General features: G+C 64.8%; 13 protein-coding genes and 1 pseudogene. 8 read left to right on the top strand and 6 right to left on the bottom strand.

Annotated features, from left to right (window positions below):
• Positions 1 to 228, top strand: a pseudogene (locus tag EN742_RS07600) (protein tyrosine phosphatase); the annotation flags it as partial.
• Between the two features lie 10 nt (positions 229 to 238).
• On the opposite strand, the gene EN742_RS07595 reads toward EN742_RS07600, so the two are convergent.
• Both EN742_RS07595 and EN742_RS07590 read right to left on the bottom strand, forming a co-directional pair.
• On the bottom strand, positions 239 to 1,042 hold the full coding sequence (locus tag EN742_RS07595; protein WP_126054058.1) for a creatininase family protein: 804 nt from the start codon (positions 1,040 to 1,042) through the stop codon (positions 239 to 241).
• 56 nt (positions 1,043 to 1,098) lie between these two features.
• Positions 1,099 to 1,482 (bottom strand): RidA family protein, encoded by a 384-nt coding sequence (locus EN742_RS07590; RefSeq protein WP_126054059.1) that lies wholly within the window; start codon positions 1,480 to 1,482, stop codon positions 1,099 to 1,101.
• A 357-nt stretch (positions 1,483 to 1,839) separates the two neighbouring features.
• Between EN742_RS07590 and EN742_RS07585 the strand changes: the two genes are divergently transcribed.
• From EN742_RS07585 to EN742_RS07550, 7 genes are all read left to right on the top strand, one after another.
• Positions 1,840 to 2,844 (top strand): ABC transporter substrate-binding protein, encoded by a 1,005-nt coding sequence (locus EN742_RS07585; RefSeq protein WP_126054060.1) that lies wholly within the window; start codon positions 1,840 to 1,842, stop codon positions 2,842 to 2,844.
• Positions 2,845 to 2,846: 2 nt separating this feature from the next.
• Positions 2,847 to 3,671: an ABC transporter ATP-binding protein gene (locus EN742_RS07580; protein WP_126054061.1), complete on the top strand. Its 825-nt coding sequence runs from the start codon at positions 2,847 to 2,849 to the stop codon at positions 3,669 to 3,671.
• Positions 3,658 to 4,509, top strand: a complete 852-nt coding sequence (locus EN742_RS07575) for an ABC transporter permease (protein WP_126054062.1) — start codon at positions 3,658 to 3,660, stop codon at positions 4,507 to 4,509. The genes EN742_RS07580 and EN742_RS07575 overlap by 14 nt, the downstream gene beginning before the upstream one ends.
• A 196-nt stretch (positions 4,510 to 4,705) precedes the next feature.
• Complete coding sequence (locus EN742_RS07570) at positions 4,706 to 6,004, top strand: cytosine deaminase (protein ID WP_126054063.1); 1,299 nt, start codon at positions 4,706 to 4,708, stop codon at positions 6,002 to 6,004.
• Between the two features lie 2 nt (positions 6,005 to 6,006).
• Positions 6,007 to 7,404 carry an FAD-binding oxidoreductase gene (locus tag EN742_RS07565; RefSeq protein WP_126059047.1) on the top strand — a complete coding sequence of 466 codons (1,398 nt, stop codon included), beginning with the start codon at positions 6,007 to 6,009 and terminating at the stop codon, positions 7,402 to 7,404.
• 210 nt (positions 7,405 to 7,614) lie between these two features.
• On the top strand, positions 7,615 to 8,196 hold the full coding sequence (locus EN742_RS07555) for an NAD(P)H-dependent oxidoreductase (protein ID WP_126054064.1): 582 nt from the start codon (positions 7,615 to 7,617) through the stop codon (positions 8,194 to 8,196).
• On the top strand, positions 8,196 to 8,783 hold the full coding sequence (locus EN742_RS07550) for an NAD(P)H-dependent oxidoreductase (RefSeq protein ID WP_126054065.1): 588 nt from the start codon (positions 8,196 to 8,198) through the stop codon (positions 8,781 to 8,783). Before EN742_RS07555 ends, EN742_RS07550 begins: the two co-directional genes overlap by 1 nt.
• A 47-nt stretch (positions 8,784 to 8,830) precedes the next feature.
• Here the strand turns inward: EN742_RS07550 and EN742_RS07545 are convergent, their stop codons facing one another.
• The 4 genes from EN742_RS07545 to EN742_RS07530 form a co-directional block, all read right to left on the bottom strand.
• A complete protein-coding gene (locus tag EN742_RS07545; protein WP_189347610.1) occupies positions 8,831 to 11,293 on the bottom strand; it encodes an FAD-dependent oxidoreductase in 2,463 nt (820 codons plus the stop codon).
• Positions 11,290 to 12,471, bottom strand: coding sequence for a pyridoxal phosphate-dependent aminotransferase (locus tag EN742_RS07540; RefSeq protein ID WP_126054066.1), 1,182 nt, complete (start codon positions 12,469 to 12,471; stop codon positions 11,290 to 11,292). Before EN742_RS07540 ends, EN742_RS07545 begins: the two co-directional genes overlap by 4 nt.
• Positions 12,471 to 13,370: a homocysteine S-methyltransferase family protein gene (locus tag EN742_RS07535; RefSeq protein ID WP_126054067.1), complete on the bottom strand. Its 900-nt coding sequence runs from the start codon at positions 13,368 to 13,370 to the stop codon at positions 12,471 to 12,473. The genes EN742_RS07540 and EN742_RS07535 overlap by 1 nt, the downstream gene beginning before the upstream one ends.
• The coding region (locus tag EN742_RS07530; RefSeq protein WP_148670047.1) for an FAD-dependent oxidoreductase at positions 13,367 to 15,009 on the bottom strand (1,643 nt) is incomplete at its 5' end. The genes EN742_RS07530 and EN742_RS07535, both read right to left, overlap by 4 nt.

The raw sequence follows: 15,009 nt of genomic DNA, 5'->3' as shown, positions 1-15,009 counted from the left end.
GCCTCGGCCTATATCATTGCCGCGGCGCTGGCGCCGAAGCGCGACGAGGTCGAGCTGGCGCAGACGCTGCGCGCGCTCTCCCCCTCGGCGACCCCCAATCCGCGGTTGATCGCCGTCGCCGATGCCTTGCTTGGCCGCGATGGCCGCATGATCGCCGCCATCGAAGCGATCGGGCGCGGCGCCGACGCTTTCGAGGGCATACCTTTCGAGTTGAAGATCGAAGCCTGAATCCTTCGAGTTACGGCAGCCAGTCTGCGAGCTTCGCCTTGCGCACATCCCTGACCAGGCTGATGAACCCGTCGGCCTGATGCTCGGCGGTCAGCCGGCCCTTGTCGGGCGTGGCGATCGAGGCGTCGCCAACCACACCGTTCGGGTTGAGGTCGCTGGCGATCCAGGCGAAGGCGTGCGTGCCGGTGTGACGCAGCAGGGCGAATTCCTTCTCGGCGCGGCCGACATTGGAAACGAAGTTGTCGGCCTTGCCCATGTCGACGAGGTCGGGCCGGAAATGCAGCATCAGCGAGGTCTCGACGTCGCCGCCATGGATGCCCTGGCGGTCCTCAAGCTCGGTATACATGCCGGCCGGACGGCCGAAACGCTGCCAGCTCGTCTTCACCGCCAGCATTTTGGTCCGCACGCGCAGTTCGCGCGTGATGATGCCCATGATCTCCTCATTGCCGCCATGCGAGTTGACGACGATCAGCTTTCTCACCCCGGCCCTGGCGATGGACAGGCCGAGCTCGGTCCAGGCATCGACCAGCGTCGTCGCCGGCAGCGTGAGGGTGCCCGGCGCGTGCAGATGTTCATTGGATTTGCCCACCGCCTGGACGGGCAGGATACGGATGTCGAGATCGGCGGGCAGGCGGGCGATCACGGTGTCCAGCATGCCATTCATGATCGAGGTGTCGGTCGACACCGGCAGATGCGGTCCGTGCTGCTCGATCGCCGCCACCGGCAGCACGGCGATCGTGGCTTCCGGATCGATCGTGGCGTATTCGGTGGTCCGGTAGTCGCCCCACCACACGCGTCTGTTCGCAACGGTCATGTCGTGCCTCTTCAAATCATCGCGCCAGACCTAGCGCGGCTGGCATCGCCTGTCGATCATCCGGCGGCGATCACCTCGACCTCGACCTTGAATTCCGGCCGGGCGAAACCGGAGACGATCATCAATGTCGAGGCCGGCGCCGGGCTGGCGAACAGCCGATCGCGCACCTCCATATAGGGCCTGAGGAAGGCACGGTCGGTGACATAGGTGTTGATGCGCACGATGTCGGCAAGGCCAAGCCCTGCCTCGCCGAGAATCGCCGCTACGTTTGCGAAGCAGAGTTCCGCCTGCGCCCCGGCGTCATCCGGAATCTGGTCGTCGGCGGTCATGGCGACCTGGCCTGAACACAGCACCAGACGCTTGCCGGGAGGCACTTCGACACCGTGGCTGTAGCGGGCAAAGGGCGGCTTGATCGACTTCGGCGCGAGGAATCGGAACATGGCAATCTCCTGTCTCAGCCTAATGCATGTCGCCCAAAAGTGTGCAGCGGTTTTGGGATAACGACATGCATGAAACAACAACCTAAAGCGCGTCGCATTAGTGCCGTTCAGGCGCGACGGGCTTTAGGTAAGGCACGATCAAAGACGCCTTCAAGATGGCTGTGCCCATCGTCCTTGCGATTATGGACAGGCGTCCAAAAAATAGGCACGATGCCCTTCGTACAGCATGACCCGTTCGCTCCTCGCAGCGACTGTCGCGCAAGCAGGCGGCCCAGGCGGTGGCATGTGTCTTGCTTCTTGAACCAATGGTGTTGAGCCCGGCGCGCAGCGCGTCGGAGCAAATTGAGGGTGATGTTCATGGTCGGAAAACGGAAGATTTTGGCGGGCGCTGTCGTCCTGCTTGCGGCGGGCACGCTGGGCGCGGCCGCCAACGAGAAAGTCACCTTCGGCACCAATTGGCTGGCCGAGCCGGAGCATGGCGGCTACTACCAGGCGGTCGCCGACGGCACCTATGCCGCGTGCGGCCTCGACGTCACCATCATGCAGGGCGGCCCGCAGGTCAGCGGCCGGCCGATGCTGCTGGCCGGCAAGATCGATTTCTACATGGGCGGCAACCTTCTGTCGGCCTTCGACGCCGTGCAGCAGGGCATTCCGATGCGCGTTGTCGCCGCCGACTTCCAGAAGGACCCGCAGGTGATCATGTCCCAGCCGGGGCAGGGGCTGGACAAATGGGAGGACCTGAAGAACGCCGACCAGTACATCCTCGGCGACGAGGGTGCGCAGACCTTCTTCCAGTGGATGGTGACCGAGCTCGGCTTCGATGCCGCCAAGCGCGTGCCCTACACGTTCAACCCGGCGCCGTTCATCGCCAACAAGAAGTCGATCCAGCAGGGCTACGTCACCTCGGAACCGTTCGCGGTGCAGAAGGCGGGCGGCTTCGTGCCGAACCAGTTCCTGCTCGCCGACTATGGCTGGAATACCTACGCGACCACCGTCGAGGTCATGCAGGACACGATCGACAAGCGGCCCGAGGTGGTGCAGTGCTTCGTCGATGGCTCGGCCAAGGGCTGGTACAACTATCTCTACGGCGACAACAAGGCCGCCAACGACCTGATCAAGAAGGACAATCCGGATATGACGGATGAGCAGATCGCCTTCTCGATCGAGCAGCTGAAGAAGTTCGGCGTGGTCGATTCCGGCGATACCGAAAAGCTCGGCATCGGCGCCATGACGGAAGCGCGTATCCAGAGCTTCTACGACAAGATGGTCAAGGCCAAGGTGGCGCAGCCGGGCATCGACATCAAGAAGGCCTATACGCTGGCCTTCATCAACAAGGGCGTCGGGCTGGACCTGAAGAAGTAACCGTGAAGCTGGAAAAAGTGGCGCAGGCGCCGGCAACGGCATCGGGCGAAGGCCCGATGCTCTTGGCGCTGCGCAATGTCGGCAAGGCCTTTTCCAACGGTGTGACGGCGCTGAGCGACGTTGACCTGACAATCCGGGAAGGCGACTTCCTCAGCCTGCTCGGACCGTCGGGCTGCGGCAAGTCGACGGCTCTGCGGCTTATTGCCGGCCTGTCGACGCCGACCTCGGGGCTGCTCGACTGGCGCGGCAATATCGACCGGTCGAACATCGGATTTGTCTTCCAGGAGCCGACGCTGCTGCCCTGGGCGAGCGTCTTCGACAATGTCTGGCTGCCGCTCAGGCTGAAGGGCGTGTCGCGCGCCAAGGCGGCACCTGCGGTGATGGCAATGCTGGCGCGCGTGCATCTCAACGGCTTCGAAAATGCCGTGCCGCGCGAGCTCTCCGGCGGCATGAAGATGCGTGTCTCGATCGCGCGGGCCATGGTGACCAAACCGCGCATCCTTTTGATGGACGAACCGTTCGCGGCGCTCGACGAGATCACCCGCTTCAAGCTCAACAACGACCTTCTGGAACTGTGGCAGGACGAGCGTTTCACCGTCGTCTTCGTCACCCACAGCGTCTTCGAGAGCGTGTTTCTGTCCAGCCGCGTGGTGGTGATGGCGGCGCGGCCGGGCCGCGTTTACGGAGAGCTTGCAGTCGACGCGCCCTATCCGCGCGACGAGGCGTTCCGCACCTCGCCCGACTATGCCGCGCTCTGCCGCCAGGCGTCCGACGTGCTGGTCAGCGCCATCAACTCAACCGCTGGACCGCACCATGACGGCCATTGAAGACACAGCCCTAAAGCTCGATCCCGAAGAGGCGCGCCGCGTCCGCCAGGCGCGCCTGGAACGGATCGGCAGATGGGTGCTGCCGCTGGCGATCATGGTGCTGGCGATCTGGCTGTGGGACCGCATCTGCGTCTGGAACGAGATCCCGCAATACATCCTGCCGCGCCCGGGCGTGGTGCTGCAGACGCTGCGTGACGATGCCGGGCTGCTGTTCTCCTCGCTCCTGGTGACGCTGAGGATCACCTTCCTCAGCCTGCTTCTCGCCGTTATCGGCGGCGTCGGGCTGGCGGTGCTGTTCGCGCAGTCGAAATGGGTGGAGATGTCGTTCTTCCCGTTCGCCATCGTTTTGCAGGTGACGCCGATCGTCGCCATCTTCCCGCTGATCAACATCTACATCAACAACCAGACGACCAAACTGCTGCTGTGCGCCTGGATCGTCGCCTTCTTCCCGATCCTCTCCAATACCACGCTTGGGCTGAACTCCGTCGACCGCAACCTGCGCGACCTGTTCAAGCTCAACGGCGCGACCCGCTGGCAGCAATTGCGTTATCTGCGCCTGCCGGCGGCGATGCCCTATTTCCTCGGCGGTCTGAAGATCGCCGGTGGCCTGTCGCTGATCGGCGCGGTGGTTGCCGAATTTGTCGCCGGGGCGCAGGGGCAGTCGTCGGGGCTCGCCTCGCGCATCATCGAGGCCGGCTACCGGCTCAACGCGCCGCGCCTGTTCGCGGCGCTGTTCCTGATCTCGCTGACCGGCATCCTGATCTTCCTGGTGCTGTCGCTGGTGTCGCATCTGATCCTGCGCCGCTGGCACGAGAGCGCGCTGAAGCAGGAGCGATAGGGTGGGCGACGTGATTGTGATGTTGGCGCCAAGCACCCCCCTCTGTCCTGCCGGACATCTCCCCCTCAAGGGGGGAGATCAGCCTTCATTTCGGGTTTCGCCAATCACCGACATTGCAGGACGAGCGCTGTCGGCGAAGTTGCCAATCTCCCCCCTTGAGGGGGAGATGCCCGGCAGGGCAGAGGGGGGGTAAGCCTTGATACCGGCCTCTGGTTCTTACCATCTCGCCAATGTCCGCGTTCACCAATCACTGACGCCGGGCCTCGCCGCAATCTTCGACAGCGACGGCTTCGCGATCGCCGACATCGCTGTGACCGATGGCAGGATTTCCAGCATTGCGGCACGCGGCAAATCGAAAGCGCCGGCGGATGCCATAGACCTTGGCGGCCGCATTGTGCTGCCGTGCTTCGTCGACTGCCACACCCATATCGACAAGGGCCATATCTGGCCGCGCAAACCCAATCCCGACGGGACTTTCATGGGCGCTCTCAATGCCACGGGCACCGACCGCGCCGCGCGCTGGAGCGCCGAGGACGTCGCCCGGCGCATGGATTTCTCGCTGCGCAGCGCTTACGCGCATGGCACCAGGGCCCTACGCACGCATCTCGACAGCGTCGCGCCGCAGGAAGAGATTTCCTGGCCAGTGTTCGAGACGATGCGGGAGAAATGGCGCGGGCGTATCGAACTGCAGGCCGCCTGCCTGCTCGGCATCGAAGGCGTGCGCGACAAGGCCTGGTTCGAACGGCTGGCCAAGCGCGTCGCCGCAGCCAAGGGTGTGCTCGGCGTCGTCACCTATATGGTGCCCGATCTGGAAGAGCTCCTCGACCGGGTGTTCGGGCAGGCGATCAGGCACGGGCTCGACCTCGATTTCCATGCCGACGAAACCGACGACGTCGCCGCCATGTCGCTGAAGAAGATCGCCGAAGCTTCGCTGTGGAACGGTTTTGAGGGCAACATCCTCGTCGGCCATTGCTGCTCACTGGCGCGCCAGCCCGACCTCGCAGTGCTCGATACGCTGGACAAGGTGGCGAAGGCCGGACTGGCCGTGGTGTCGCTGCCTATGTGCAACCTCTATCTGCAGGATAGGCGCGGCGATAACACCACGCCACGCTGGCGCGGTGTGACACTGCTGCACGAGATGAGGGCGCGGGGCATCCCGGTAGCGGTCGCCTCCGATAACACGCGCGATCCCTTCTACGCCTATGGCGATCTCGATATGCTCGAAGTCTACCGCATGGCGACGCGCATCCTGCATTTCGACCATCCGGTTGGCGACTGGCCGCAAGCAGTGGCAGCGACGCCGGCGAAGGTGATGCGGCTCGACGGTTTCGGCACGCTCGCTGCCGGCGACAGCGCGGATTTCATCATCTTCAAGGGGCGGAGCTGGACCGAATTGCTGTCGCGGCCCGAATCGGATCGCATCGTGGTGCGCGACGGCAGGACGATCGAGCGCCGGCTGCCCGACTATGCCGAACTTGACGAACTGATGGTGTGACGATGGATATTGCGGCGCTGAAGCGCGACCTCGATGGATTGAAGATCGACGACCATCCGGCGATCGTCCAGCAGAAGAGCCGCGATTTCTACTGGTACAGCCCGGTGCTGAAGCAGCAGCTCGATCATGTCACCGGCGACCTGATCGTCACGCCGAAGACCGAGGATGAGGTGATCCGCCTGCTCGCAGCCTGCCATCGGCATGGCGTTCCGGTGACGCCGCGCGGCAGCGGCACCGGCAATTACGGGCAGGCGATGCCGCTGTCGGGCGGCGTGGTGCTCAACCTCGCCGAGATGAACGCCGTCCAGGCGATCGCGCCGGGCCGTGTCGTGACTGGACCGGGTGCGGTGCTGGCCGAGATCGACAAAGCAACGCGCGCCCATTCGGCCCAAGAGCTGCGCATGTCGCCGTCGACCTACAATACGGCGTCGATCGGCGGCTTTGTCGCCGGCGGTTCGGGCGGCGTCGGATCAATCCGCTGGGGCGGCTTGCGCGACCTCGGCAACGTCATCCGGCTCAGGACCGTGACGATGGAGGCCGAACCGCGCGTCATGGAACTGACCGGCGAGGAGGTGCTCAAGGTCATGCACGCCTACGGCACCAACGGCATCATCACCGAGGTCGAGATGCCGCTGACGGCCTCCTATGACTGGATCGACGTCATCGTCGGCTTTGACGATTTCATGGACGCGGCCGGCTTCGGCAACGACCTCGCCATCCAGGACGGCATATTGGCGAAGCTGATCACGCCGATCGCCGCGCCGATCCCCTACGACTATTTCAAGCGGCACCAGAAATTCTTCCGACGCGAGCAGAGCATCGTGGTGTGCATGATCGCGCCGCATGCGATCGATGCCTTTGTCGCCTTCGTGAAGAGCGGCAAGGGCGAGATCGTCTTCCGGGCCGACCAGGAGGCCGATCTCAAGGGGCTGCCGCCGGCCTACGAGCTGACATGGAACCACACGACGCTGCGCGCCATCCGGGTCGATCCGACGATCACCTATCTGCAGGCCCGCTATCCATCGCCGGATCATCTCGCCCACGTCAAGGCGATGGTCGACCGCTTCGGCGACGAGGTGCCGGCGCATCTCGAATTCATCCGCTTCGACGGCGCGATCGGCGCCGCCGGACTGCCACTGGTGCGCTACACCACGGAAGAGCGGCTGGACGAGATCATCCGCATCCATGAGGACAATGGCTGCTGGATCTTCAATCCGCACCGCTACACGCTGGAGGAGGGCGGCATGAAGCGGACTGACGATGTCCAACTCGCCTTCAAGCGCGAGACCGACCCGCAAGGCCTGCTCAACCCCGGCAAGATGATCGCCTGGGAAAATCCGGACTATGATTACCGCTCGAGCAAGTCGTTCCTGTTCAAGGGGCTGCAAAAGGCGGGGTGAGACGATGACGGGCGTTTGGCGCTGCACCCCCCTCTGGCTTGCCGGCCATCTCCCCCTCAAGGGGGGAGATTATTCGCTCCGCCGCTTTCGCCAATCTCCAACGTTGCAAGGACAGGCGTGGCGGAAAAGCTGCCAATCTCCCCCCTTGAGGGGGAGATGGCCGGCAGGGCAGAGGGGGGTGCCTGGCGCTGACCTAGGGAAATTCCTCCCGTGAACATCCTCGTCCTCTACGCTCATCCGGTGGAGACCAGCTTCAATGCCGGCCTGCACCGGACGATCGTCGAGCGGCTGGGCGCGGCAGGACACACGATCGACGATTGCGACCTTTATGCCGAGGATTTCGACCCCAGGCTCACACGGGCCGAGCGGCTCGGCTACCACGACCAGCGCGGACCGGGCGATGCCGTGGCCGGCTATGTCGAAAGGCTGCAAAAAGCGGAAGCACTGGTGCTCTCCTTTCCGGTCTGGAACTACGGTTATCCGGCGATCCTGAAAGGCTTTTTCGACCGTGTCTTCCTGCCTGGCGTCTCGTTCAAGCTGGTCGACGGCAAGGTGCGGCCAACGCTGCACAACATCCGCAAGCTGGCGGCCGTCACCACCTATGGCGGCAGCCGTTTTCGAGCCATGCTGATGGGCGATCCACCGCGCAAGGTGGTCAAGCGCATGCTGCGGGCCACCATCAAGCCCGGCGCTCCCGTCTCCTACCTCGCGCATTACTCGATGAACCTCTCGACCGACGCGTCGCGGGCTGCCTTCACGGCGAAAGTCGCGGCGAGCATGGATCAATTCTGATGCGCGTGCTGGTGGTCTATTGCCATCCGGTGCCGGAGAGCTTTTGCGCTTCGATCCGCGACAGCGCCGTCGAGGTGCTCACGCGACGCGGTTGGGAGGTGCGGCTGCTCGATCTCTATGCCGAGAACTTCAATCCGGTGATGAGTTGCGAGGAGCGGCGTTTCTACAACGAGCGCGCGCCGCAGGACCCGGCGCTGAAGCCGCATTTCGATCATCTCATGTGGGCGGAGGCGATCCTCTTCGTCTATCCGACCTGGTGGTATGGGTTGCCGGCGATGTTGAAGGGCTGGCTCGACCGTGTGTGGGCGACGGATGTTGCGTTCCAGCTGCCCAATGGCAAGGGGCGGATCAAGTCGCTGATGCGACACGTCACGAAGGTCGGCGTGATCACCACCTGCGGCGCGCCGACCTGGTGGAGCGTCGTCGTCGGCCAGCCGGGCCGCAAGACCATCCTGCGCGGCATGCGCGCGCTCTGCGCCACGCGCTGCAGGACATTCTTCCTGGCGCACTATCTGATGGATTCCTCGACGCCGAGGAGCCGGGCGGCGTTCCTGGCAAAGGTGAGGGCGAAGCTGGAAAGGTTTTGACGATTAGCGTCCTTCTCCCCGTAGAACGGGGAGAAGGGAAAGGCGTGCTACATCCTGACCCGTTCCGCCTTCGGATCATACATCGGCTTCAGCGACGCCTCCGCCACAAAACGCTCGCCGGCGATCTCGACCTCGTAGGATGAGGCAAGCACATCCGCCTCGCTCTCGCCCTGGCACGGCACATAGCCAAGCCCGATCGCGCCGCCGAGATGGTGGCCGTAATTGCCGGAGGTGATCGGACCGACGATCTTGCCGTCGCGCAAGATCGCCTCGTTGTGGAAGAGCAGGGGTCGCGGGTCCTTGAGACGGAACTGCACCAGTCGACGGTCGAGGCCAGCCTCCTTCTTCCTGAGCACCGCATCGCGGCCGATGAAGTCGGCTTTGCTCGTCTTCACCGCGAAGCCGAGGCCAGCCTCCAGCACGTTGTCCTCGTCGGTGATGTCGTGGCCGAAATGGCGGAAGGCTTTTTCGATGCGGCAGGAATCCAGGGTGTGCAGACCGCAAAGCTTCAGGCCGACCTCCGCGCCGGCGTCAGAGATTGCCTCGAACACGTGCGCCGCCTGCTCGGTCGAGACATAGAGCTCCCAGCCGAGCTCGCCGACATAGGTGACGCGGTGGGCGCGGGCGAGCCCCATGCCGATCTCGATCTCGTGGAAGGTGCCGAAGGGGTTCCCCTCATTGGAAAAATCGTTGGGGCTCAACTTCTGGATCAGCTTTCGCGACTCTGGACCCATCAGGCAGAGCACGGCCTCGGCCGCGGTCACATCGGTGATGACGACGAACTCGTCGGCGACATGCCGCCTCAGCCAGGCAAGGTCACGCTGCAGAGTGGCGCCGGGCACGACGAGGAAATAGGCCGTTTCCGAAAGCCGCGTCACCGTCAGGTCGCTCTCGATGCCGCCCTTGGCGTTGAGCATCTGCGTGTAGACGATCTTGCCCGGAGCGACGTCCATGTCGTTGGCGCAGAGCCTTTGCAGCAAGGCGCAGGCGTCGCGGCCTTCGACACGGATCTTGCCGAAGGAGGTCATGTCGAAAAGCCCGACGCCGTCGCGGACCGCGAGATGTTCCTCGCGCTGGTTGTCGAACCAGTTCTGCCGTTTCCACGAATAGCGGTACTCGCGCTCCTGGCCGTCGCGGGCGAACCAGTTGGCGCGCTCCCAGCCCGCCACTTCTCCGAACACAGCGCCGCGCGCCTTCAGATGCTCGTGCAAGGGCGAGCGGCGCACGCCCCGTGACGTCGCCATCTGGCGATAGGGGAAATGGTCGGCATAGAGCAGGCCGAGCGTTTCGGAGACGCGCTCCTTGAGATAGCGGCGGTTCTTCTGGAAGGGCTGGGCGCGCCGGATATCGACCTCCCAGAGATCGAAGGGAGCTTCGCCGTCATTGATCCATTGCGCCAGCGCCATGCCGGCGCCGCCGGAAGACACGATGCCGATCGAATTGTAGCCGGTCGCCATCCAGTAGCCGGAAAGCTCCGGCGCCTCGCCGAGATAGTAGCGGTCGTCCGGCGTGAAACTTTCCGGGCCGTTGAAGAAGGTATGGATGCCGGCGGTGCCGAGCATCGGCATGCGGTTGACGCCCATTTCGAGGATGGGCTCGAAATGGTCCATGTCCTCGGGCAGCTGGTCGAAGCAGAAATCCTCGCGAATGCCGTCCATGCCCCACGGCTTTGCAACGGGCTCGAAAGCGCCGAGCATCATCTTGCCTGCGTCCTCCTTGTAGTAGGCGCACTCGTCCGGCACGCGCAGCACCGGCAGGCGGGTCAGCCCTGGGATCGGCTCAGTGACGAGATAGAAATGCTCGCAGGCGTGCAGCGGGATGGTGACGCCGTTCTGTCGGCCGAGCTCGCGTGCCCACATGCCTGCGCAGTTGATGACGATGTCGGTCTCGATCGTGCCTTGCTCCTCGCCCTGTGCCCAGGACACGCCGGAGACGCGGCCGTCCTTGGTGTGGACCTTGGTGACCTTGACGTTCTCGACGATGGCAGCGCCGCGCTGGCGCGCGCCCTTGGCTAGCGCCATGGCGATGTTGGCCGGATCGCATTGGCCGTCGAGCGGCAGGTGCACGGCGCCGACCACGTCGGACACATTGAGATGCGGGTACGTCTCCTTGACTTCGCGGGGCGAAATCTCGCGCACGTCGACATTGAACGCCCGGGCGAGAGACGCCTGCCGGTAGATTTCGTGCTTGCGCTCCTCGGTCAGTGCGACGGTGATCGAGCCGACCTGGCGCATGCCGGTGCCGACATCGGTCTCGGCCTCGAGCTTGACGTAGAGGTCGGCCGAATATTTCGCCAACCGCGTCATGTTCTGCGAGGCGCGCAACTGGCCGATCAGACCCGCTGCATGCCAGGTCGTGCCGCAGGTGAGCTGCTTGCGTTCGAGCAGCACGATGTCGGTCCACCCCAGCTTGGCCAGGTGATAGGCGACCGAGCAGCCGGAGACGCCGCCGCCGATGATGACGGCCCTTGCCTTGTTGGGAATGGCTTTGCCGGGAATGCTTTTGCTCATGCGGCCTCGCGGCGGTAGGCGGAAGCGAAGCGGCGCAGGCGAAGCGCTGCCTCCTTGAGGATGGGCTCGGGCTGGCACAGGCTGACGCGGATGTGGCCGGCGGCGGCCTCGCCGAAGCTCGAACCCGGCATGACGCCGACCCGTTCCTTGTCGAGCAGCGCCCAGGCGAACTTCTCGTCGTCAGGCTCGATCGCCGAAATGTCGAGCATGACATACATGCCGCCCTCGGAGCCGCGCACGGTGACGTCGTTCATGCCGCGGATCGCTTCGAGGAACAGCGTGCGCCGCGCGGCGTAACGCTCGGCAATCGCCTTGACGCCGTAGCCGTTTTCGAGCGCTTCGGCGCAGGCGATCGAGATGAAGGCCGGCAGGCCGTAGGTCGTCACCAGGTTGAGGTTGATGAGCAGCGCGATCATTTCCCTGGGGCCGGTCAGCCAGCCCATGCGCCAGCCGGTCATGCCGTGGCTCTTCGACATGGAATTGATGACCAACGTGCGCTCCGCCATGCCGGGCAGGGAACGCGGCGAGATGTGCTCGCCGCCACCCAGCGTCCAGTAGACTTCGTCCGACAGCAGCCAGAGATCATGCTCCCGGCAGACTTTGGCCAGGTCCTCCAGCCGCTCGCGCGAATAGACCGCGCCGGTCGGGTTGTTCGGCGTGTTGATCAGAATAGCGCGCGTGTTGGGCCGCAGTGCGGCGCGGATCATCTCGGCGCGTGGCTGGAAGCCGTCCTCGGCCGGCGTCTCGACAACGGTGAAGTCGGCGCCGGCGGCGCTGAAGGTATTGGGATAGGTGGCGTAATAGGGCGCGACGACGATGGCGTGATCGCCGGGGTCGAGCACGGCCTGCACGGCGGCATAGAGCGCCGCCTGTCCGCCCGGCGTGGCGATGACCTGGTCGGGCTCCGTCACGACGCCGGCGCAGGCGGTCGAGGCCGCCGCCATCGCCTTGCGCAGGCGCGGCTGGCCGGGAAGGGGCGTGTAGTGGTGGTTGCTGGCCCGAACCGCAGTCACGCAGGCCTCAATGGTTTCCGAAGGCGTGTCGAAGTCGTGGTCGCCGACCGAAAGCATGATGATGTCCTCGCCGGCCTGCTTGCGGGTCCAGGCCGAGAAATGCACCTCCCATCCGTCCTTGCCCGAGGGCACGATGCCGGCAATGCGCGATGAGGGTCTGGGCATTACGGAACTCCCGAGATTTTGTGACCGGCCTGCTCGAGCCGGCCGCGTAGGGCAGCGATATGGGCGGGGCCGACCTCGCAGCAGCCGCCGACGATATGGGCGCCGGCCTCGACCCAGCCGATGGCCTGCCCGGCATAGGCTTCCGGGTCGAGATCATGGCGCGCATGCAGCACGTCGACCGTGCCGCCATGCTTCAGCGCCTCGACCGCGGTGAAGCCGTTGGCATAGGCGCCGACCGGCCCCCCAAGCGCGATCAATTCGGGCAATGCGGCGCTGACGGCTTCCGGCCGGCAGCAATTGACCAGCCTGGCGGCGACCGGCAGGTCACCGAGCGCGGCCGACGCGGCGGCGATCGCCTCCCCGCTGCGCAGGCGCGGCGCGCCATGGTCGGCGAGCGTCCAGGATACCCAGACGGGTTTGCCGCTTTCGCTCGCCGCGGTGACGGCGGCGCGCGCCTCGTCGGCCGAGGCCATGGTCTCGCACAGGAAGAGATCGACGCCATCGGCCTGCGCGGCGACGATGCGGCGGTAGGTATCGAGTGTCTCCTGGAAGGAGATGGTCAGCGCCGGCGCGTAGCTGCCGAAAAGAGGCGACAGGCAGCCGGCGACGGCTGCGTCGCCGGCTTGTTCGCAAGCTTGCTTGGCAAGCTCGACGCCGCGGGCCTGAAGCTGCTTGAACAGGTCTTCAGCGCCTTCGCGCGCCAGGCGCTCCGGGGTCGCGGAATAGGTGTTGATGGTGATGACGCGGGCGCCCGCCTGGATGAACTCCGCATGCAGGTCGCGCACCAAATCCGGTTCGTCGATCAGCACCCTGGCCGACCACAGTGGCGTCGGCTCGGATTTGCTGCGCCGGACCAGTTCCTGGCCCATGCCGCCATCAGTGAGAATTACGGACTTCATGCCCTTAGTCTTTCATTGTTCGGATCCCAGAGCGGCTCGTCCTTCTGCACCACCGCCTTGAAACGGTCGCCGAAGATCTCGATCTCCAACGGGGTGCCGGGCTCGGCGAGGTCGGCGCGCAGCATGCCGAGTGCGATCGATTTGTCGATGCGATGACCCCAGCCGCCCGACGTCGTCTCGCCGACGATCCTGCCGTCATGCCAGAGCGTCGACATATAGGGCGCGTCGCAATCGCCGGGGTCCTCAACGACCAAAGTGACAAAGCGCTTCTTCACGCCCTGCTGCTTTTCGTTGAGCAGTGCCCCCTTGCCGCGGAACTCGGGCTTGTCCCATTTTACGAAGCGCTCCAGTCCGCCCTGCAGGATCGAATAGTCGGTCGAAAGATCGCCCTTCCAGGCGCGGTAGCCTTTTTCGAGCCGGAGCGAATCCAGCGCATACATGCCGAACGGCTTCAGCCCGTGGTTTTGTCCGGCGGACCAGACGGCATCGAAGACCGTTGCCGTGTCGGCGACCCTGGTGTGGATCTCCCAGCCGAGCTCGCCGGCGAAGGAGACGCGCACCAGCTTCGCCCAGCGTCCGGCGATCGTCGTTTCCTGATGCGTCAGCCAGGGAAGCGTGAGGTCGGCGGCGCAGACCCCGCCCAGAATCTTGCGCGAGTTCGGGCCGGCGAGGATCTGGGTGGAATACTCCTCGGTGCGGTCGGTCAAGGTGAAGGTCGCATTCTTGGGCATGCGCGATTTCAGCCATTCGAAATCGTGCCATTGCGCGACCGCGGCGGTGATCAGCGTCATCTGGTCCTCGCCATGGCGCACGACCGACATTTCGGTGACAATTCGGCCCTTGTCGTCGGAGAAATAGACGAGGCCGATGCGGCCGGGCTTCGGCACCAGGCCGGTGACCTGCAGCGCCAGCCAGTCGGCGGCGCCCGGACCTTCGAGGTTGAAGCGCGAGAAGCCGGGCAGGTCGAGGATGCCGGCGGCATCGCGCACTGCCAGGCATTCCTCGCGCACGCGGTGCTGCCACGGCCCGTCGCGGCGGAAGGTCAGCGTCGATTCCTCCGACGTGTCGTCGCCGGGCTGAGCGTACCAGGTGGCGCGTTCCCAGCCATTGTAGGCGTCGAACTGGCCGCCGAGCGCCTTGATGCGATCGTGCAGCGGCGACAGCTTGCGGTTGCGGCCCTCCGGCCAGGCGTGGCGCGGGAACTGGATGGCGTATTCGTTGCCGTAGATCTCCATGCCCTTGGCGACGCAATAGTCGGGTGCCGAGGCAAAGCTGGTGAAGCGGCGCGGATCGCAGGACCACATGTCCCATTCAGTCTGGCCTTCGGTGACCCACTCTGCCAGCACCTTGCCGGCGCCGCCGCCTTGCGCGATGCCGAAGGTGAAGACACAGGCCTCGAAGGCATTGGGCACGCCGGGCATCGGGCCGATCAGCGGATTGCCGTCCGGCGCGTAGGGGATAGGCCCATTGATCACCTTGGAGAGGCCGGCGGTGCCGAGGATCGGCACGCGCGCGACGGCGTCGGCAAGGTAGTGCTCCAGCCGGTCGAGATCGTCGGGGAAGAGCTGGAAGGAAAAATCCTCCGGCATCGGGTCGTTGTGGGTCGCCCAATGCGCGCGGCAATTGCGCTCATAGGGGC

The organism is Mesorhizobium sp. M4A.F.Ca.ET.020.02.1.1 (assembly GCF_004022645.1).
Taxonomy (GTDB): domain Bacteria; phylum Pseudomonadota; class Alphaproteobacteria; order Rhizobiales; family Rhizobiaceae; genus Mesorhizobium.
This window is presented reverse-complemented; position numbering and strand designations above follow the sequence as displayed.